The 20,418-nt window shown below is 70.9% G+C and carries 16 protein-coding genes; 11 read left to right on the top strand and 5 right to left on the bottom strand.

The features are described 5' to 3' along the window. Window positions 1-51: 51 nt before the first annotated feature. Both ACFQ6X_RS01975 and ACFQ6X_RS01970 read left to right on the top strand, forming a co-directional pair. Entirely contained in the window at window positions 52-885 is an 834-nt protein-coding gene (locus ACFQ6X_RS01975) for an arylamine N-acetyltransferase (protein WP_383174410.1), read from the top strand. A 197-nt stretch (window positions 886-1,082) separates the two neighbouring features. After that, the gene (locus ACFQ6X_RS01970; protein ID WP_383174407.1) at window positions 1,083-1,967 is read left to right on the top strand and encodes a YceI family protein; all 885 of its coding nucleotides are present in this window, start codon (window positions 1,083-1,085) and stop codon (window positions 1,965-1,967) included. A gap of 88 nt (window positions 1,968-2,055) precedes the next feature. On the opposite strand, the gene ACFQ6X_RS01965 is transcribed toward ACFQ6X_RS01970, so the two are convergent. After that, window positions 2,056-2,301: a hypothetical protein gene (locus ACFQ6X_RS01965; protein WP_383174404.1), complete on the bottom strand. Its 246-nt coding sequence runs from the start codon at window positions 2,299-2,301 to the stop codon at window positions 2,056-2,058. Window positions 2,302-2,374: 73 nt separating this feature from the next. Here ACFQ6X_RS01965 and holA point away from each other — a divergent pair, with 73 nt between their 5' ends. After that, window positions 2,375-3,361 (top strand): DNA polymerase III subunit delta, encoded by a 987-nt coding sequence (gene holA, locus ACFQ6X_RS01960; RefSeq protein WP_383174401.1) that lies wholly within the window; start codon window positions 2,375-2,377, stop codon window positions 3,359-3,361. Between the two features lie 218 nt (window positions 3,362-3,579). Here the strand turns inward: holA and rpsT are convergent, their stop codons facing one another. Next, window positions 3,580-3,846: a 30S ribosomal protein S20 gene (gene rpsT / locus ACFQ6X_RS01955; RefSeq protein ID WP_014156344.1), complete on the bottom strand. Its 267-nt coding sequence runs from the start codon at window positions 3,844-3,846 to the stop codon at window positions 3,580-3,582. Between the two features lie 215 nt (window positions 3,847-4,061). Between rpsT and lepA the strand changes: the two genes are divergently transcribed. The 4 genes from lepA to hemW all read left to right on the top strand — a co-directional run bounded on the left by lepA (window position 4,062) and on the right by hemW (window position 11,456). Then, a complete protein-coding gene (lepA, locus tag ACFQ6X_RS01950; RefSeq protein WP_383174398.1) occupies window positions 4,062-5,936 on the top strand; it encodes a translation elongation factor 4 in 1,875 nt (624 codons plus the stop codon). 283 nt (window positions 5,937-6,219) lie between these two features. Beyond that, complete coding sequence (locus tag ACFQ6X_RS01945) at window positions 6,220-8,109, top strand: AMP-dependent synthetase/ligase (protein WP_383174395.1); 1,890 nt, start codon at window positions 6,220-6,222, stop codon at window positions 8,107-8,109. Between the two features lie 176 nt (window positions 8,110-8,285). Next, complete coding sequence (locus ACFQ6X_RS01940; RefSeq protein WP_383174392.1) at window positions 8,286-10,175, top strand: SpoIIE family protein phosphatase; 1,890 nt, start codon at window positions 8,286-8,288, stop codon at window positions 10,173-10,175. Between the two features lie 39 nt (window positions 10,176-10,214). Continuing rightward, window positions 10,215-11,456 carry a radical SAM family heme chaperone HemW gene (gene hemW, locus ACFQ6X_RS01935; protein WP_329211197.1) on the top strand — a complete coding sequence of 414 codons (1,242 nt, stop codon included), beginning with the start codon at window positions 10,215-10,217 and terminating at the stop codon, window positions 11,454-11,456. A 15-nt stretch (window positions 11,457-11,471) separates the two neighbouring features. On the opposite strand, the gene ACFQ6X_RS01930 is transcribed toward hemW, so the two are convergent. The 3 genes from ACFQ6X_RS01930 to ACFQ6X_RS01920 all read right to left on the bottom strand — a co-directional run bounded on the left by ACFQ6X_RS01930 (window position 11,472) and on the right by ACFQ6X_RS01920 (window position 16,098). Beyond that, a complete protein-coding gene (locus ACFQ6X_RS01930) occupies window positions 11,472-14,384 on the bottom strand; it encodes a hypothetical protein (RefSeq protein WP_383174389.1) in 2,913 nt (970 codons plus the stop codon). A gap of 147 nt (window positions 14,385-14,531) precedes the next feature. Beyond that, the gene (locus ACFQ6X_RS01925; protein WP_383174386.1) at window positions 14,532-15,350 is read right to left on the bottom strand and encodes a DUF3097 domain-containing protein; all 819 of its coding nucleotides are present in this window, start codon (window positions 15,348-15,350) and stop codon (window positions 14,532-14,534) included. A gap of 25 nt (window positions 15,351-15,375) precedes the next feature. Next, window positions 15,376-16,098: an MBL fold metallo-hydrolase gene (locus ACFQ6X_RS01920; RefSeq protein WP_383174383.1), complete on the bottom strand. Its 723-nt coding sequence runs from the start codon at window positions 16,096-16,098 to the stop codon at window positions 15,376-15,378. Between the two features lie 165 nt (window positions 16,099-16,263). Between ACFQ6X_RS01920 and hrcA the strand changes: the two genes are divergently transcribed. The 4 genes from hrcA (at window position 16,264) to ACFQ6X_RS01900 (ending at window position 20,365) form a co-directional block, all read left to right on the top strand. After that, window positions 16,264-17,280, top strand: coding sequence for a heat-inducible transcriptional repressor HrcA (gene hrcA, locus ACFQ6X_RS01915; RefSeq protein WP_351173319.1), 1,017 nt, complete (start codon window positions 16,264-16,266; stop codon window positions 17,278-17,280). Then, window positions 17,281-18,417, top strand: a complete 1,137-nt coding sequence (dnaJ, locus tag ACFQ6X_RS01910) for a molecular chaperone DnaJ (protein ID WP_329211207.1) — start codon at window positions 17,281-17,283, stop codon at window positions 18,415-18,417. It abuts the gene before it with no gap. A 131-nt stretch (window positions 18,418-18,548) separates the two neighbouring features. After that, complete coding sequence (locus ACFQ6X_RS01905; protein WP_383174379.1) at window positions 18,549-19,622, top strand: nitronate monooxygenase; 1,074 nt, start codon at window positions 18,549-18,551, stop codon at window positions 19,620-19,622. Next, window positions 19,619-20,365 carry a 16S rRNA (uracil(1498)-N(3))-methyltransferase gene (locus tag ACFQ6X_RS01900; protein ID WP_383174376.1) on the top strand — a complete coding sequence of 249 codons (747 nt, stop codon included), beginning with the start codon at window positions 19,619-19,621 and terminating at the stop codon, window positions 20,363-20,365. The genes ACFQ6X_RS01905 and ACFQ6X_RS01900 overlap by 4 nt, the downstream gene beginning before the upstream one ends. Window positions 20,366-20,418 lie beyond the last annotated feature (53 nt).

The following is a 20,418-nucleotide window of genomic DNA, read 5'->3' as shown; positions in this document are numbered from 1 at the left end:
TAGGACTCGTGGCTGATGGCGCAGTACCGCGAACCGGGACAGACTTCCCACATGAACGAGGAATCCACGGAGCTCCGGGAGACCGCCGACGTCTCCAACCGCACATGGACCGATGCCTATCTGGAGCGCATCGGCGCCGCCCGCCCCGCTCGCTGCGACGCGGCGGCCCTGCGCGATCTGCAGCTCCACCACCTGATGACGGTGCCCTTCGAGAACCTCGCGATCCACGGCGGCGAGGACATCGTCCTGGAGGACGACCGGCTCATCGAGAAGATCGTGACGGACCGGCGAGGCGGTTTCTGCTACGAGTTGAACGGCGCGTTCGCCGCGCTGCTGAGTGCGCTCGGCTTCCGTGTCACGCTGCTCCAGGCGCGGATCTTCGGCGACGGCGGACGGCTCGGCATTCCGTACGACCACATGGCGTTGCGCGTGGAGACCGACGACGACACGGGCCCCTGGCTGGCCGACGTCGGGTTCGGCGACCACGCCGTGCAGCCGCTGTTGCTGGAGGACCGCACCGAACAGGACGACCCCATCGGCGTGTTCCGGTTCAGACCCGCTCCGCACGGGGACCTCGACCTGCTGCGCGGCGGCTCTCGGCAGTTCCGTCTCGATCTCCGCCCACGGGCGCTGGCGGACTTCCGGGCGGGGTGCTGGTACCACCGGACCTCGCCGGACTCCTACTTCACCGGTTCCCTCGTCTGCTCCCGGCGCACCGGCAACGGGCGCGTGACACTCAGCGGCCGCACCCTGATCACGACCGTCGGGGGTGAGCGGCACGAGACGGAGCTGGACACCGACGCGGAGGTGCTGGCCGCCTACCGGGACCACTTCGGGCTGCGCGTCACGGCCGTGCCCGAAGTGCGCCGGTTCCCGAATGCGTGACATGCGTGGCACACACAAACGGAGCGACCAATTCGGACCTTCGGTAACACCTCACCACAACCCCTTCCGAGCTCCTGCGTTTGCCTCGAACATCGCATCAGTGATCGAATGTTCCTTCGTCGGCGGGCCGCTGCTCCGACAACGACGTCCAGCTGTCAGGGGTCCGAGGTGAGAACCGCCCTGGGGAGTACGCGCGCATGTTCGGCCGTTGGCTAGGCAAGAAGACGAAGTCCGGCAGCACTTTCACCAGCGCTGTCGCCGGACTCACAGTCCCGCGCACCGCCGGTCTGCTCAGCTGCCGGGTGCTCGACCCCGTCAACGAACCCGTGCGCCACGCCGAGTTCGTCGTCACCGACACCACGGGCCGCAAGGCCGTCGGCGGGGAGACGGACCCCTTCGGAAGTCTTGTCGCCACCGTTCCCGCGGGTGACTACCGACTCGCTGTCACGGCCGAGGGGTTCACCCCGTTCCACGGCCCGGTCACGGTCGCGGAGAACGGGCACGCGGGCCTCGGCGACGTGACCCTCCAGGTGTCCGTGCCTCCGCAGCTTCCCGATCCGGGCGACTGGGACATCGAACCGACGCACTCCCAGATCGGTTTCACGGCACGTCATATCGGCATGGCCCGCATCCACGGCAGGTTCAACACCTTCGCCGGCGCCGTCCGGATCGCCGACCGCATGGAGGACTCCGCCATGCACGTCGTCATCGACGCCTCGTCCATCGACACGAACGTCCAGATGCGCGACGACCACCTGCGCTCCGGTGACTTCCTCGACGTCGGGCGCTACCCGACCCTCGAGTTCTACAGCGAGCGCTTCGTCCACCGCGGTGGCAGCCGCTGGGGCGTCAGCGGCGCGCTCACCCTGCACGGTGTGAGCCGCACCGTCACCCTGGACACCCAGTACCTCGGACTGGGCAACGGTCTCGAGGGTGAGACCCGCGCCGCCTGCCGGGCCACCACCGAACTGCACCGCGAGGACTTCACCCTCACCTGGCAGACGATGCTGGCCCGGGGCATCGCGGCGGTCGGCTCGAGCATCGAGATCGACATGGACATCCAGATCGTCCCCAAGAGCTGATCAGCCCTCGAGGCGCCCCCGGGAGCTGATCTGCCGCGGGTGCCGATCCACCCCCGGCAGCCCGCCCGCCCCGGGAGCCGGCACGCCGCTACGGCGCTTCCAGCCACCCCTCGTACTCCGCGGCGAACGCGTCCAGCGCCGCGGAGTCCAGCCGTCCGTCCGGATCCTCCACGACCACCAGCCACTGGGCGTCCTCGGCGTCGTCCTCGCCGGCCAGGGCGTCGCGTACGAGCTGGGGCTCCTCGGTGACGCCGAACCGGTCGGCGAGTTCCCCGGCCGCGTCCTCGGCCGCGTCCCGGTCGGGCAGCACCAGCACATGTCTCACATCGCTCACCCGGTCATTCTCCGGTACGCCCGGGCAGGCAGCCCCGCCGCCCTGTCACAGGGCCGTGGGATGCTGGACCGCGATGGCCACCAGAAGTAGTTCCACCGACAATCCGCTCGCCCCCGTGACGCTCGCCGTGGGCCAGGAGGACCTGCTCCTGGACCGTGCCGTGCAGCACGTGGTGGCGGCGGCCCGCGCCTCCGACGCCGACACGGACGTCCGCGACCTCTCCTCCGACCAGCTGCAGCCCGGCACGCTCGCCGAACTGACCAGCCCGTCACTCTTCGCTGAGCGCAAGGTCGTGATCGTCCGCAACGCGCACGATCTCTCCGCGGACACGGTCAAGGACGTCAAGGCGTACCTGGCCGCGCCCGCCGAGGAGATCACCCTCGTCCTCCTCCACGCCGGTGGCGCCAAGGGCAAGGGGCTGCTGGACGCGGTACGGAAGGCCGGGGCGCGCGAGGTCGCCTGTCCCAGGACGACCAAGCCTGCCGAGCGGCTCTCCTTCGTACGGTCGGAATTCCGTGCCCTGGGGCGCTCCGCGACCCCCGAGGCGTGCCAGGCACTGGTGGACTCCATCGGGAGCGACCTGCGGGAGCTGGCCGCGGCCGTCTCGCAGCTGACCGCGGACGTCGAGGGCACCATCGACGAGGCGATCGTCGCCCGCTACTACACGGGCCGGGCGGAGGCCTCCTCCTTCACCGTCGCCGACCGGGCGGTCGAGGGGAGGGCGGCGGAGGCGCTGGAGGCGCTGCGCTGGTCGCTCTCCACCGGGGTCGCCCCCGTCCTGATCACCAGCGCGCTCGCACAGGGCGTACGGGCGATCGGCAAGCTGTCGTCGGCCCGGGGCGGAAGGCCCGCGGACCTCGCCCGCGAGCTCGGTATGCCGCCGTGGAAGATCGACCGGGTGCGCCAGCAGATGCGTGGATGGACACCGGACGGAGTGGCGGCGGCCCTGATCGCGGTCGCAGCGGCCGATGCCGGGGTCAAGGGCGGCGGGGACGACCCTGCGTACGCACTGGAGAAGGCCGTGGTGGCTGTCGCCCGAGCGGCCCGCTCCGGGCGCTAGGGGAGCCAGGCCGGCCGACGTGCTCTCGACCACGGCACGAAGCGCACACACCGAAGGCCCCGGTCGCCGTCCTGGGGAGGACGGTGGCCGGGGCCTTCGGTTCACGCTTTGGTGTGCCGCACCCGCGTGGCGAACGCAGGTTCGGTGTGCGGCACGGAGTGCCGGTCAGGAGCGGGAGAGAGGGCCCGCGGAGTCCGTTCCGGCGATCACATCAGTGCTCAGCCCTGGAGGGCGGCAACCTTGAGCGCCAGCGCCGACTTCTTGTTGGCGGCGGCGTTCTTGTGGATGACACCCTTCGAGACAGCCTTGTCGAGCTGGCGGGAGGCGTCACGGACGGCCACAGTGGCCTTCTCGACGTCACCGGCAGCGGCAGCCTCACGGGCCTTGCGGATCGAGGTCTTGAGCGACGACTTGACGGCCTTGTTGCGCAGGCGCGCCTTCTCGTTCGTCTTGTTCCGCTTGATCTGGGACTTGATGTTCGCCACGAAAGAGCCTTTTCAGGTTCGTTGGATCTTCTATGTGCGCCACGCCGCTTCTGAGGGCCACGAGGCACAGCTGCCCACGGTACCAGTCGCCCACGGACCGGCCCAAACCGGTCCCAGCCCCGCAGGCGTGGGACGATGGAAGCTGCGTATAGATCCGTCCGACCCGACATCGACCCGAGACACGGCGTTCGGCGTCTCAAGAATCAGGACCCTGCGTGCCCGCGACTCCTACCAACGTGCCCGAGCCGAGCCGTACCGACCCGGCACTGATCCGCAACTTCTGCATCATCGCGCACATCGACCACGGCAAGTCGACGCTTGCCGACCGGATGCTCCAGCTGACGGGCGTGGTCGACGTGCGGCAGATGCGCGCTCAGTACCTCGACCGGATGGATATCGAGCGCGAGCGCGGCATCACGATCAAGTCCCAGGCGGTACGTCTGCCGTGGGCACCGACCACGGGCGGGGACACGGGCACCACCCATGTCCTCAACATGATCGACACCCCGGGGCACGTGGACTTCACCTACGAGGTCTCCCGCTCGCTCGCCGCCTGCGAGGGCACGGTTCTCCTGGTGGACGCGGCGCAGGGCATCGAGGCCCAGACGCTCGCCAACCTCTACCTCGCGATGGAGAACGACCTCACCATCGTGCCGGTGCTCAACAAGATCGACCTGCCGGCCGCGCAGCCGGAGAAGTTCTCCGAGGAGCTGGCCAACCTCATCGGCTGCCAGCCCGAGGACGTACTGAAGGTGTCCGCGAAGACCGGTGTCGGTGTGGACGCCCTGCTCGACCGGGTGGTCAGGGACGTCCCTGCCCCCGTCGGCCAGGCGGACGAGGCGGCCCGCGCGATGATCTTCGACTCGGTCTACGACCCCTACCGGGGTGTCGTCACCTATGTCCGTGTCATCGACGGTCAGCTCAACAAGCGCGAGCGCATCCGGATGATGTCCACGGGCGCCACGCACGAGCTGCTGGAGATCGGTGTCTCGTCCCCGGAGATGACCCCCGCCGACGGCATCGGTGTGGGCGAAGTGGGCTACATCATCACCGGGGTGAAGGACGTCCGGCAGTCCAAGGTCGGTGACACGATCACCTCCCTGCACAACGGGGCGACCGTGGCGCTGGGCGGCTACAAGGACCCCAAGCCGATGGTGTTCTCGGGTCTGTACCCGCTCGACGGTTCCGACTACCCGGACCTGCGCGAGGCCCTCGACAAGCTCCAGCTCAACGACGCCGCCCTGGTGTACGAGCCGGAGACCTCCGCCGCACTCGGCTTCGGCTTCCGTGTCGGCTTCCTCGGCCTGCTCCACCTCGACGTGGTCCGCGAGCGGCTCGAGCGCGAGTTCGGTCTGGAGCTCATCGCCACCGCCCCCAACGTGGTCTACCGCGTCGAGATGGAGGACGGCACCGAGCACACCGTCACCAACCCGAGCGAATTCCCCGAGGGCAAGATCGACAAGGTGCACGAGCCGGTCGTCCGGGCCACGGTCCTGGCGCCCAGCGAGTTCATCGGCGCGATCATGGAGCTGTGCCAGCAGCGCCGCGGCACCCTCCTCGGCATGGACTACCTCTCCGAGGACCGGGTCGAGATCCGCTACACCCTGCCGCTCGCCGAGATCGTCTTCGACTTCTTCGACCAGCTGAAGTCGAAGACCCGGGGCTATGCCTCCCTCGACTACGAGCCCACCGGCGAGCAGTCCGCCCAGCTCGTCAAGGTCGACATCCTGCTGCACGGCGACAAGGTGGACGCGTTCTCCGCGGTCACGCACAAGGACAAGGCGTACGCGTACGGCGTGCGGCTCGTCGCCAAGCTGCAGAAGCTCATTCCCCGGCAGAACTTCGAGGTGCCGATCCAGGCGGCCATCGGTTCCCGGGTCATCGCCCGTGAGACCGTCCGCGCCATCCGCAAGGACGTTCTCGCCAAGTGCTACGGCGGTGACATCTCCCGTAAGCGGAAGCTGCTGGAGAAGCAGAAGGAAGGCAAGAAGCGGATGAAGATGGTCGGCAATGTGGAGGTGCCGCAGGACGCGTTCATCTCCGTCCTGTCGACCGACGAGTCGGCCGGCGAGGGCAAGGCCAAGAAGTAGCGCCGCCCTCCGCTCCTGTTTTCTACCCGGGAGTAGACCGACGGGCCCCCGTGTCGCAGACGCCTGCGGCACGGGGGCCCGTTCGTTATGAAGCGGCGGCCTGTTGCCTCTTACGCCATGGACCCGCGCGCTCTACTCTGATCACCACCCGTTAGTTACTCACCAGTTAAACAAGCTGGTCGAGCGGGAACGAGAAGCAGGAACAGCAGGCAGCCGCCCCCCAGCACCCAGCACCATTACCCCAGCAGCCGGTCGTAGCAATGCCGCAGGCCCGGAGGACGTCGTGAGCGACACACAGACCTTGATCGATAACCGACCGCCCTCCGTGGCGACTCTCTTCATCGACCGCGTGGCGGCCACCCCGGACGGTGAGGCGTACCGCTACCCGGTGCCGTCGGCCTCCGGCCAGGGACCGGACGACTGGAAGTCGCTGACCTGGGCGCAGGCCGCGACCAGGGTCCACGCCATCGCAGCCGGTCTGATCTCCCTGGGTGTCCGCCCGGAGGAGCGCGTCGCACTCGCCTCCGCCACCCGTGTCGAGTGGATCCTCGCCGACCTCGGCGTGATGTGTGCCGGCGCCGCGACCACGACGATCTATCCGTCCACGAACACCGAGGAGTCCGCCTTCATCCTGGCCGACTCCGAGAGCCGTGTGCTGATCGCCGAGGACGCCGCCCAGCTGGCGAAGGCCCGGGAGAGCCGGGACGCGCTGCCCCACCTGGCCCATGTGGTCGTCGTCGACCCGGCCGGCGCGGAGCCCGTGGAGGGCGACCCCGAGGGCTGGATCCTCACGCTGGCCGAGCTCGAGGCCCGGGGCGCCGAGTACCTGGCGAAGAACCCGGACGCGGTCACGGACCGGGTCTCCGCGATCACCGCCGACCAGCTCGCGACCCTGATCTACACCTCGGGCACCACCGGCCGCCCCAAGGGCGTACGGCTGCCGCACGACAACTGGTCGTACATGGCCAAGGCCACCGTGGCGACCGGCCTGATCAACGCCGACGACGTCCAGTACCTCTGGCTGCCGCTCGCCCACGTCTTCGGCAAGGTCCTCACCTCCGGCCAGATCGAGGTCGGCCACGTCACGGCCGTCGACGGCCGCGTCGACAAGATCATCGAGAACCTTCCGGTCGTCCAGCCGACCTACATGGCAGCCGTCCCCCGGATCTTCGAGAAGGTCTACAACGGGGTCGCGGCCAAGGCACGGGCGGGCGGCGGCGCCAAGTACAAGATCTTCCAGTGGGCGGCCGGCGTGGGCCGCGAGTACGCGAAGGTGTCGCAGGACAACTTCCGCCGTACCGGCAAGGCCTCGGTACCGTTCGCGCTCGGCGCCAAGCACAAGGTCGCCGACACCCTCGTCTTCGCGAAGATCCGTGAGGCCTTCGGCGGCCGGCTCCGCGCCTGCGTCTCCGGCTCCGCCGCGCTCGCCCCGGACATCGGCTTCTTCTTCGCCGGCGCCGGGATCCATATCCTGGAGGGCTACGGCCTCACCGAGTCCAGCGCCGCCTCCTTCGTCAACCCGGGCGAGGCCTACCGCACCGGCACCGTCGGCAAGCCGCTCCCCGGCACCGAGGTCCGGATCGCCGACGACGGCGAGATCCTGCTGCGCGGCCCCGGCCTGATGGAGGGCTACCACCAGCTGCCCGAGAAGACCGCCGAGGTGCTGGAGTCCGACGGCTGGTTCCACACCGGCGACATCGGCGAGCTGTCCGAGGACGGCTACCTGCGGATCACCGACCGCAAGAAGGACCTGATCAAGACGTCCGGCGGCAAGTACATCGCCCCGGCCGAGGTCGAGGGACAGTTCAAGGCGGTGTGCCCGTTCGTCTCCAACATCCTGGTGCACGGCGCGGACCGTAACTTCTGCACCGCCCTCATCGCGCTCGACGAGCCGACCATCCTCGGCTGGGCGGAGGAGAACGGACTCGGCGGCAAGCCGTACGCCGACGTGGTGGCCTCCCCGCAGGCCGTGGAGCTCGTCGAGGGCTATGTGAAGAGGCTCAACGAGGGTCTGCAGCGCTGGCAGACCATCAAGCAGTTCCGGCTGCTGCCCCGTGACCTCGACATCGAGCACGGCGAGCTGACCCCCAGCCTCAAGCTGAAGCGGCCGGTCGTCGAGCGCGAGTACAAGCACCTCATCGACGACATGTACGCGGGCTCCCGCGAGGCGTAACAGCCGGGGAGCGGATCAGGGCGGGGCCGGTGGGTGACGGCTCCCCCGTCCCGCTGTCCAGCCTGTTTCTGTTCCGCACAGCCCACTTCGGTCACTCGGTGCTTATGGACACGGTCGGTCTGTCACTCTGTCGTACACGTCAGCGGTGTATCGCGAGAACTGTCAGGAGCCGCACCGTGGGGCCCATTCCCTTGCAGCGGGACATAGTCCACCGTCCCGGTACCGTCGTCGCCGGTCAGGGCGGCGACCCCCGCATGGTTGCCCGTACCAGCCTGCCCGGAATCCCGCTGGCCCCCTCGGCGGCCCGCAGGTTCGTCCGTGCCGCGCTCGCCGACTGGACGTCGCTCGGGCTGCCGGCCGCCGGGGGATTCAGCGACCGGGTCACCGACGACGCCGTGACCGTGGCCAACGAGCTCGTCACCAACGCGGTCGTGCACGCCGGTACGGCGGTCGAGCTGCTCTTCAGGCTGGAGGACGCCGTCGGGGCCGAGCCGGCCGGCCTGGTGCTGGAGATCACCGACCACCATCCCGCCCGCTCGGTGCGCGACGGCGAGACCGAGCGGCCCGATCCGTCCGAGTACGGGAGGGGACTGCAGCTGGTCGCCACCCTCGCCGAGTCCTGGGGCATCACCTACCGCACCGGCATCAAGACCGTCTGGGCGCGGCTGACCGCCGACGACTGGGAGGCGCTGCCCGAGCCCTCGTCGTCCGAGGGCGCCGCCCGCCGCCGGCAGCTGCGCGCCGGAGAGATCCTCGCCCCCGCGTCCCGGCGGGCCGAACGCGACGACGCGAGCTGGGCCGGACGCGGTGCGCTCTCCTTCCTCGCCGAGGCCTCCGACCTGCTCGCGGGCCAGCTCGACGAGGACCTCGTGGCGTCGACGGCGGGGCAGCTCATGGTGCCCAGGCTCGCCGACTGGTGCGCGATCTGGCTGGAGAGCGAGGGCGGCGGCCACACGGCCGTCCCACGGCTCGCCGGGGTCTGGCACAGCGACGAGGGCGGGACCGAGCTCCTGCGCCCGTTGCTGGAGAAGGAGCCCCTGCGGTTATCCGGCAGCGTCGGCACCGGCCCCGTACCCATCCCGTGGCCCGGCGACCCGGCGGGGGAGGGCGGGGCCGCGCTCGCCCACCGCATCACCGCGGGCGGCCGCACGCTCGGCGCCGTACTCGTGGGCCGGAAGGGCGTCGCGCAGGTACCCGACGAGGTCGCCGCGCTCATCGCTGACTTCGTACGCCGCGTCGGCCTCGCCGTGGGCGCCGCCCGCGCCTACACCCGGCAGGCCACCATCAGCCGCATCCTGCAGCGCGGCCTGCTGCCCAGCAAGGTCGCGGAGATACCCGGTGTCACCAGCGCGCTGGTCTACGAGCCCAGTGACGACGGCGTCGTCGGCGGCGACTTCTACGACCTCTTCCCCTGCCCCGGCGGCCGCTGGTGCTTCGTACTCGGGGACGTGCAGGGCAGCGGCCCCGAGGCCGCCGTCGTCACGGGTCTCGCCCGGCCCTGGCTGCGGCTGCTGTCCAGGGAGGGCTTCCGCGTCGGCGAGGTCCTCGACCGGCTCAACCGGCTCCTCCTCGACGACGCCATGGAGGCGGCCGAGGCGGCCGCCCTGATGGTCGCGGCGGCGGGCGGGCAGCAGATCCAGGACGGCACCCAGTCCCGCTTCCTCTCCCTGCTGTACGGCGACATCGTGCCCCTCCCGGACGGCGGCGTGCGCTGCACCGTGGCCAGCGCCGGCCATCCCCTCCCGCTGCTGCTCCGCCCGGACGGATCCGTCACCACGGCGGCCGAGTCGCAGGTCCTGCTCGGGGTCGTCGAGGATGTGGCGTACGAGAGCCAGAGCTTCGACCTGGAACCGGGTGACAGCCTCCTCTGCGTCACCGACGGGGTGACCGAGAGGCGTTCCGGGCGGCTGATGTTCGACGACGGCGACGGGCTCGCCCACGCCCTGGCCGACTGCGCCGGACTGTCGGCCGACGGGATCGCCGACCGGATAAAGCACGCCGTCCACGCCTTCGCCGAGCGTCCGCCCGACGACGACCTGGCCCTGCTCGTCCTCCAGGTCGGCTGAGAAGGAGCGTGGACGGGGAAGGTCCGGCGGCGAGCGACAATGGACGGTATGCCTTCCGTACTGCCCGATGGTGAGCCCGTGCCCGACGACGGAGCCCTGCCCCGTCATGCCCTGGAAGGCGCCGCCGACCGGCCGCTCGGCTTCTACCTGCATGTGCCCTACTGCGCCACCCGCTGCGGCTACTGCGACTTCAACACCTACACCGCGACCGAGCTGCGCGGCTCCGGAGGGGCACTGGCCTCCCGGGACAACTACGCGGCGCACCTGATCGAGGAGGTGCGCCAGGCCCGCAAGGTGCTCGGCGACGACCCCCGCCCGGTCCGTACGGTCTTCGTCGGCGGTGGTACGCCCACCCTGCTGCCCGCCGCGGACCTCGTCCGGATGCTGGGGGCGATCCGTGAGGAGTTCGGGCTCGCGGACGACGCCGAGATCACCACGGAGGCCAATCCGGAGTCCGTCGATCCGGCGTATCTGACGGCGCTCCGGGAAGGCGGCTTCAACCGCGTCTCCTTCGGGATGCAGAGCGCCCGGCAGCACGTCCTGAAGATCCTGGACCGCACCCACACGCCCGGCAGGCCCGAGGCCTGTGTCGCCGAGGCGCGCGAGGCCGGCTTCGAGCACGTGAACCTCGACCTCATCTACGGCACCCCGGGGGAGTCCGACGACGACTGGCGGGCGTCCCTCGACGCGGCGATCGGCGCGGGCCCCGACCATGTGTCGGCCTATGCGCTGATCGTCGAGGAGGGCACCCAGCTGGCCCGCCGGATCAAGCGCGGCGAGATCCCGATGACCGACGACGACGCCCACGCCGACCGCTACCTGATCGCCGACGAGGCGATGGCCGCGGCGGGCTTCTCCTGGTACGAGGTGTCGAACTGGTCCAGGACGCCCGAGGGCCGCTGCCTGCACAACGAGCTGTACTGGCGCGGCGCCGACTGGTGGGGCGCCGGACCCGGAGCGCACAGCCATGTGGGCGGGGTGCGCTGGTGGAACGTCAAGCATCCCGGGGCGTACGCGCAGGCCCTGGCCGAGGGCCGCTCGCCCGGTGCCGGGCGCGAGGTCCTGGCCGACGAGGACCGGCGGGTCGAGCGCATCCTGCTCGAGCTGAGGCTCGTCGAGGGATGCCCGCTGTCCCTGCTGGCGCCCGCCGGGCTCGCCGCGGCCGGCCGGGCCGTCACGGACGGGCTGCTGGAGCCCGCCCCGTACCGGGAGGGCCGGGCGGTCCTCACGCTGCGGGGGCGCCTGCTGGCGGACGCCGTGGTGCGGGACCTGGTGGACTGAGCCCCGCGCCCCCGGTCACCTCACCCGGCAGTCCTTGCGGGTGAGGACCACCGGGTCACCGGCTGCCCGGCCGCACACGATGCGGATCTCGGCATCCGGCCCCGGACGCGTGACCTTCACGATGTTCAGGCCGTGCACCTTCTGGGCGGCGTACGGAATCGTCCCGCGGAAGGTGACGGTCCCGGTCGGCATGTCGTGGAGGGCGACCGAGTAGAGCGTCGCCCACGTCTCCGCCGCGCTCCGCGGACTGTCGCTGCGGGCCGCGGCGGCGTAGAGGGCCGCTGTCGCCTGGTAGGAGATGACGGTCTGGCCGCTGGCGTACAGCTTGTCCTCGTACGGCGGGCGTCCCTTCGGCAGCGGTCCCAGCCGCTTCCCCTCGGGGAGCAGCGATTCGAGGGACCTGCGGGAGTCCTCGTAGAACGTCCGGCCGCCGCCCCGGCTCATGGGTGCCAGCGAGCCGTAGTAGAGCGTCACCTTCTCCGCGAGCTTCGTCGCGTCGTCGAAGCGCGCCTTGGTCAGGTCGTCCCCGGTGAAGACCGTGATGGCCTTCTCCGAGCAGCCGCTGGTCTGCCCGAGGCCGGACATCAGGGTGTTGACGTCCTCGACCCGGCCGGCGAAGTACAGGGCGTCGGGGACCCGGTCCCCGCCGCAGATGCGCTGCAGGGGGCCGTCGAGGTTCGCGGAGCCGCCGTCCTTGGAGAGGGAGTACTGGGTGCCGTCGTCGTCGCTGTCCGCCGGGAGCGTGAAGCCGGACGCCTCCAGCATCTCCTTGCCCACCCTGCGCTGCTCGGTCGTGTAGCGGTCCTTGTCCTCGTTGCCCACCCTTCGGGACAGGACGACGGCCTGCGGATCCCGCAGCTTGTCCGCCAGCTGGCCGGCGAGCAGGCCGAGCGCGTCCGCCTGCTCCTCGTCGGTCGCGGCGAGGCCGAAGTAGTTCGGGTACTCGCGGGCCAGATCACTGTCGGAGTTGGTGGTGTTCACCACAGGCAGGCCGGCGCGCTGCAGCAGCCCGGTGGCCGCCGCGCTCTCGGTGGTGTTGCGGCCCAGGCCGACCACGCCGACGACGGAACGGTCCCGCCGGGCGACCTCGACGATCTTCCGGGCGGCGGTCGTCTGCCGCAGCATGTCCTGGCCGCCGTTGGCCGTCAGGACCCGGAGCTTGACGGAACGGTCGGCCGTTTCGTTGACGAACCGCTGGTGGAGAAAGACCCCGGTCAGCTCCTCCAGGCCCTTGCGGGTGTCCTCCTTGTTCCTGTCCGTGCCGGTGAGAGGGCCCGCGTAGACGATGGTGACGTGCGGCTCGCCGGGCTTTATGTCGGCGTTCTGGTCCCGTATCGCCCGCTCGATCCGCTCGAAGGTGACGCCCTCGCCCACACCGCTCAGCTCCAGGCCGTTGCCCTCGGCGAAGAGCACCTCGGGAGCTGTCGCCACCCCGATGCACTCCTTGGCGCCCTCGGGACCCGGCAGTCTGACCGCGTCCGTGTTGCGGCCGACGAGCGGGCCGTAGCAGTACGTCTCCTTCCAGTGCTCGCTCCACAGGAAGGCCCCCAGCAGCGCGCCGACCAGGACGAGGGCGACGGTCGTCCGCGACATCACCCACCACGCCCAGGTCCGGCGCACGCGCTCGGTGACCAGCTGGGCGTGGGCGTGCTCGTGGGTCAGCTGGCCGGTGGACAGGGGCAGCCGCAGCACCCAGGCCAGTGTCACGGCCGCCGCGGGAGCCTGGCCCACGCTCAGGTCGTCGACCCAGCTCTCGTACCGTGCGCGGGCCCCCGACCTGGCGGCGCCGCTGTTCGCGGCGGGCTCGTGGGGCAGCGGCGGGGTGTGCCGCATGATCTGCGCGGCCGGCAGGGAGGCCAGGAGCAGCAGAGGGTCCACCTCGCTGCGCCGGGAGCGGACGTTGTTGATCGCGTTGATCAGCAGGACGCCGCCGTTGTCATGGGTGGCCGTCGGAAGGAACACCACCGGCGGGACGGTGCGCTTGCCTCGCCGCCAGTCCGGGGCGTGTGGCCGGTAGCTGTCGAGCAGGTCCTCCAGCAGTGCCTGGACCCGCAGCTCCAGATGGAACTGGCGCGCGTGCTCGACACCCGCCCCCGCGTCGGCCACCCGCTCGGCGACAGCGGCGGCCCTGGCCCGGATCACCCGCCACGATCGGCTCGGCGAGAACCACGACCAGCCGTCGGACGGATACGCGGTGCTGGACGCGGCCAGCGAGGAGGTGGTCGCCAGCCACCGGCTGGCCCGGCGCAGCCACAGCAGCGGTGGCGCCGCCGTGGTCACCAGCCGCACGACCGCCAGGCCGAGCAGGGCGGCGGCGGCGACCAGGGCGGTCAGCAGCCAGCCGATCTCGCCGAGCAGCACACTCAGTACGGCGATGAAGACGGCGCCGAGGAAGGTCTCCGGGCGGATCGACGCGCGCAGCGAGTCCCACCAGTTGTTCCGCCCCGACCGGCTCGCCCGCCAGCGCAGGCTGCCCAGCTGCTCCAGGATCCGTTCGTCGCGGTCACTGCGGGCGGGGACCCGTTCGGGCTGCCGTTCGAGGACCGTCGCGGTGGCCTGCTCGATGGCGTCCAGGAGACGGGAGCGGGGAAAGGCGAAGGGCTTGTACTGCGAGGTGCCCCGGGTCTCCCAGGGCCGCTCGGTCAGCGCGTGCACCATGGACAGCGCCGCCTCGTACGGGGTGGCGCCGTGGCCGTCCAGCAGCTTCACGGGGACGCGGCGCAGCTGGTTCGCCCGGTGGACCTGCCGGACGATCTGTTCGACCCTGCTGTCGATGTCGGGTCCCGCACCGGCGTCCTCGGCCTGCGCGACCACGAGGGGCATCACCGGGCGGTTGACCCGGTACTGGTCGATCAGCTGCTGCATCAGGTGGAAGACAGCGGAGGCCGCCTCGTTCTCCGCACTGTCCCGCCACACTTCGCGCGCCATCCGCCCCCGGCCTTCCCCTTTTGCCTGCTGGGCCCGGCCGGCATCACCGAACCGGCGGGCCCCTCACCTCTCAATAACCGATGGTGCGTGTGTGGCGCAGGCATTCATGGGGATCGGTACCGGATCCTCTTCAACGGCCCCGGGACATCAGGCAGGAAGGGTGACGAAGTCGATCAATTCCTCGACACGGCCCAGAAGTTGTGGTTCCAGGTCCTTGTAGGAGCGCACCTTGGAAAGAATGTGCTGCCAGGCGGCGCCCGTGTTCTCCGGCCACCCCAGCGAACGGCAGACGCCCGTCTTCCAGTCCTGGCCCCGCGGCACGACCGGCCACCCCGGGATCCCCACGGACGACGGCTTCACCGCCTCCCAGACATCGATGTACGGGTGCCCCACGACCAGCACGTTCCCGTCGGTGACCTCCGCGGCGATACGGGACTCCTTGGAGCCCGGCACCAGATGGTCGACCAGGACGCCGAGCCGGGCATCGGGGCCCGGGGCGAACCCGCGCACGATCGCGGGGAGGTCGTCGATGCCCTCCAGGTACTCCACGACCACGCCCTCGATGCGCAGGTCGTCCCCCCAGACCCGCTCGACCAGCTCGGCATCGTGCCGGCCCTCCACATAGATCCGGCCGGCCCGCGCCACCCGCGCCCGCGCCCCGGGGACCGCTACCGAGCCGGACGCCGTACGGGCCTGCCCGGCCGGCCCCGGGGCCGCCGGGCGTACGAGGGTGACGACCCGGCCCTCCAGCAGGAAGCCGCGCGGCCCCATCGGGAACACCCGGTGCTTGCCGAAGCGGTCCTCCAGAGTGACCGTCGGCCCCTGGGACGTCTTCTCGCACCGGATCACCGCACCGCAGAAACCGGTGGCCACCTCCTCCACGACCAGATCGGGCTCGGCGGGGACCTCGGGGACGGGAGCGGACCGCTTCCACGGCGGGGTCAGGTCCGGCTGGTAGCTGCGCATGGCACGACGATAGATCGCCGGCCCCTCAGGACACGCCGAACCGGGCGGCCAGACGATCGCGCTGCGCCCGTACGAACGCGGCGTCCACGACGGCCCCGTGCCCCGGTACGTACAGCGCCTCCTCGCCGCCCAGGGACAGCAGCCGGTCCAGCGCGGCAGGCCAGCGGGCCGGGACCGCGTCGGGGCCGGCCTGCGGTTCGCCGGACTCCTCGACCAGGTCGCCGCAGAGCACCACCACGGGAGATCCGGGCACCAGCACCGCGAGGTCGTGGCCGCTGTGGCCGGGCCCCACGTTGGCCAGCAGCACCTGGAGGCCGCCGCCCAGGTCGAGCGTCCGCTCACCGCTCACCTCGTGCCGGGGGGCCACCAGGACGTCCGTCGCCACGGTGGCGTCGTGCTCGGGCACCCCGTGACGCACCGCGTCCGCGCGAAGCTCCTCCGCGCAGCGCCCCAGCAAGTCCCTCGTGCCGACCGCCCCGTAGACCTCCGCCCCGGCGAAGGCCGCGGTGCCGAGCACATGGTCGAAGTGGGGGTGGCTCAGTGCGATATGCGTCACCCTCCGGCCGAGCACCCCCTCCGCCCGGGTCCGCAGCTCGGCGCCCTCCCGGAGCGTCGAGCCGGTGTCGTAGAGCAGCGCGCCCTCGGTCCCGGCCACCAGCGCGGCCGTCGCGTCCCAGACGGGAAGGCGGCGGCGCCCCGCAACGTTGCCCAACCGCTCCCAGCCGTACTCTTCCCAAGAGGCGTCCATGCAACGACGCTATCGGCAACGACCTGCACAGTCCCGCGGCGGCGTGGCCGGTCGCCCTTGCCCTCCGCCCACCCTGCCCCCGTACACTGACCGGGGGGATTGCTGGCACTCGAAAGCACAGAGTGCCAGGCAGACACCGAAGAACCACAGCTGGAGGTGTGCGCGATGCTCAGCGAACGCAGACTCGAAGTGCTGCGCGCCATCGTCCAGGACTATGTCGGCACCGAGGAGCCCGTCGGCTCCAAGGCGCTCACGGAGCGGCACAAGCTCGGGGTCTCCCCGGCAACCGTCCGCAACGACATGGCGGTGCTGGAGGACGAGGGCTTCATCGCCCAGCCGCACACGAGTGCGGGGCGTATCCCGACGGACAAGGGATACCGGCTCTTCGTCGACAAGCTCGCGGGCGTCAAGCCCCTGTCGTCGCCGGAGCGCCGGGCCATTCAGAACTTCCTCGCCGGCGCGGTCGACCTCGACGACGTCGTGGGCCGTACGGTGCGGCTGCTCGCGCAGCTGACCCGGCAGGTCGCCGTCGTGCAGTACCCCTCGCTGACCCGCTCGACGGTGCGGCACGTCGAACTGCTGTCGCTCGCCCCCGCCCGGCTGATGCTCGTACTGATCACGGACACCGGCCGGGTCGAACAGCGTATGATCGACTGTCCTGCTCCGTTCGGTGAGACCTCTCTCGCCGATCTGCGGGCCCGGCTCAACAGCCGGGTCGTCGGACGCCGCTTCGCGGACGTCCCGCAACTGGTGCAGGACCTGCCGGAGTCCTTCGAGAACGAGGACAGGGGGACCGTCTCGACGGTGCTCTCCGTTCTTCTCGAGACTCTGGTCGAAGAGACGGAGGAGCGGCTGATGATCGGCGGCACCTCCAACCTCACCCGCTTCGGGCACGACTTCCCCGTAATGATCCGGCCGGTGCTGGAGGCATTGGAGGAACAGGTCGTGCTGCTGAAGCTGCTCGGTGAGGCCAAGGACTCGGGCATGACCGTACGTATCGGGCACGAGAACGCCCACGAGGGCCTCAACTCCACGTCCGTCGTCGCGGTCGGCTACGGTTCGGGCGACGAGGCAGTCGCCAAACTCGGCGTGGTCGGACCGACCCGCATGGACTACCCCGGAACGATGGGAGCGGTACGCGCAGTGGCACGTTACGTCGGACAGATCCTGGCGGAGTCGTAAGTGGCCACGGACTACTACGCCGTACTCGGCGTGCGCCGCGACGCATCTCAGGACGAGATCAAGAAGGCATTCCGCAGGCTCGCCCGCGAGCTGCACCCGGATGTCAACCCGGATCCGAAGACCCAGGAGCGGTTCAAGGAGATCAACGCCGCTTACGAGGTGCTGTCGGACCCGCAGAAGAAGCAGGTCTACGACCTCGGCGGCGACCCGCTGTCCGCCTCCGGAGGCGGTGGCGCGGGCGGATTCGGACAGGGCGGCTTCGGCAACTTCTCCGACATCATGGACGCGTTCTTCGGCACGGCGTCGCAGCGCGGACCCCGTTCGCGCACCCGGCGCGGCCAGGACGCGATGATCCGGCTGGAGATCGACCTCTCCGAGGCGGCCTTCGGCACGACCAAGGACATCCAGGTCGACACGGCGGTCGTCTGTACGACCTGCAGTGGTGAGGGCGCAGCACCCGGCACCTCCGCCCAGACCTGTGACATGTGCCGCGGCCGTGGCGAGGTCTCCCAGGTCACCCGGTCCTTCCTCGGCCAGGTCATGACCTCGCGGCCCTGCCCCCAGTGCCAGGGCTTCGGCACGGTCGTGCCGACGCCGTGCCCCGAGTGCGCCGGTGACGGCCGCATCCGCTCGCGGCGCACCCTCACCGTGAAGATCCCGGCAGGTGTCGACAACGGCACTCGGATCCAGCTCGCGGGCGAGGGAGAGGTCGGCCCCGGCGGCGGTCCGGCCGGCGATCTGTACGTCGAGATCCACGAGCTGTCGCACGCGGTGTTCCAGCGGCGCGGCGACGACCTGCACTGCACGGTCACCATCCCGATGACGGCCGCGGCGCTCGGCACCCAGGTGCCGCTGGAGACACTGGACGGCCTGGAGGAGATCGACATCAGGCCGGGCACCCAGTCCGGCCAGTCGGTTCCGCTGCACGGGCGCGGCATCACGCATCTGCGCGGTGGCGGGCGCGGCGACCTGATCGTGCACGTCGAGGTCATGACCCCGACGAAGATGGACCCCGAGCAGGAGCGCCTCCTGCGGGAGCTGTCGAAGCTGCGCGGCGAGGAGCGGCCCACCGGCCAGTTCCAGCCAGGGCAGCAGGGGCTGTTCTCCCGGCTGAAGGACGCCTTCAACGGCCGCTGAGCCGGATTCCGAGCGTCACCCGCACCGCCCGCCGGTTCTCCGGCGGGCGGTGCGGCGTTCGGCGGCAGCCCGTACGCCCGGCTGGAAAAGGCTGATTCGGCACGCCGCACGGGACGTGGCACGATGCCGTCATGTCCTTGGCGCTGACCGATCTCTGCCGGTATCCGATCGTGCAGGCCCCGATGGCGGGCGGCGTCTCCTGTCCGCAGCTCGTCGGGGCCGTCGCCGAGGCCGGGGGGCTCGGCTTCCTCGCCGCCGGCTACAAGACGGCGGACGGGATGTACAACGAGATCAAACAGCTGCGGGGGCTGACCGGACAGCCGTTCGGCGTCAACCTCTTCATGCCGCAGGCGGCACTCGCCGACCCGAGCGCCGTCGAGGTGTACCGCCACCAGCTCGCGGGTGAGGCCGCCTGGTACGGGACTCCGCTCGGCGACCCGGACTCCAGCGGCGACGACGGCTACGAGGCCAAGGTCGCGATACTGCTGGAGGATCCGGTACCCGTCGTCTCCTTCACGTTCGGCTGCCCCGCCCGCGAAACCCTCGACGCGTTCGCCGGCGCAGGCACGTTCACCGTCGTGACGGTCACCTCCCCGCAGGAGGCGCGGAACGCGCAGTGGGCGGGTGCCGACGCCGTCTGCGTGCAGGGCGTCGAGGCGGGCGGCCACCAGTCCACGCACCATGACGACGCGCAGGCGGGTCTCACCGGCACCGGACTGCTCTCCCTGGTCGCCCAGGTCCGCGAGACCGTACAGCTGCCGATCGTCGCGGCCGGCGGGCTGATGCGCGGCTCCCAGATCGCGGCGGTGCTCGCCGCCGGCGCCGACGCGGCGCAGCTCGGCACGGCGTTCCTGGCCTGCCCCGAGTCGGGGGCGCACCTGCTGCACAAACAGGCCCTGACCAACCCGCTGTTCGTCACGACGGCTCTCACCCGGGCGTTCTCCGGCCGCCCCGCACGGGGGCTGGCCAACCGTTTCGTCCGGGAGCACGGCCCCTACGCCCCCGCCGCCTACCCGCAGGTGCACCACCTGACCAGCGGGCTGCGCAAGGCCGCCGCCAAGGCAGGCGACGCCCAGGGCATGGCCCTGTGGGCGGGCCAGGGCCACCGGATGGCACGCGAGCTGCCTGCCGGTGAACTCGTGGAACTGCTCGCCACCGAGACGGACGCCGCATGGGCGGCAGTGAGTGGGAGGGGTGCACAGTGACGGCACCGGTCTTCGTTGTCGAACACATGCCCAGCGGGCCGGAGTTCGTCCTGGAAGGGTCCGAGGGACGGCACGCCGTGTCCGTGAAGCGGTTGCACGCCGGGGAGGACGTCGTCCTGACCGACGGGCGCGGCCGCTGGGCGGAAGGCGTCGTGCGGGCGGCCGAGGGCAAGGACCGGCTCGTCGTCACGGACCTCGCCACGGTGCACGAGGAGCCCGCACCCGCGCCCCGCATCACCGTCGTCCAGGCACTCCCCAAGGGCGACCGCGGTGAGGTCGCCGTCGAGACGATGACGGAGACGGGAGTCGACGCGATCGTGCCGTGGCAGGCCTCGCGCTGCATCACGCAGTGGAAGGGCGAGCGCGGCCTCAAGTCCCTGGCCAAGTGGCGCAACACGGCCAGGGAGGCGGGGAAGCAGTCCCGTCGGGTGCTGTTCCCCGAGGTCGCCGAGGTGATGACGACCAAGCAGGTCGCCGCGCTGCTGGCCGGCGCGGACTTCGCGGGGGTCCTGCACGAGGACCGGGAGAGCGGCAGCGAGCCGCTCGCCACCGCGCAACTCCCCGCCGGCGGCTCGATCGTGCTCGTCGTGGGGCCGGAGGGCGGAGTCTCCCCCGAGGAGCTCGCCGCCTTCGCCGCCGCGGGAGCGCCGCCGTACCGGCTCGGGCCCAGCGTGCTGCGTACCTCGACCGCCGGGACGGCCGCTGCCGCCCTGCTGATGGGACGCACCGGGCGCTGGAGCTGAGCTCCGGCCGTCCGACAGGTCCGGACGGATAGCATGCCGGTGTACCGATCACG

Source organism: Streptomyces sp. NPDC056452 (assembly GCF_042796085.1).
GTDB lineage: Bacteria > Actinomycetota > Actinomycetes > Streptomycetales > Streptomycetaceae > Streptomyces.
The sequence above is the reverse complement of the archived record's forward strand: the minus strand, read 5'-3'. Positions and strand labels throughout refer to the sequence as shown.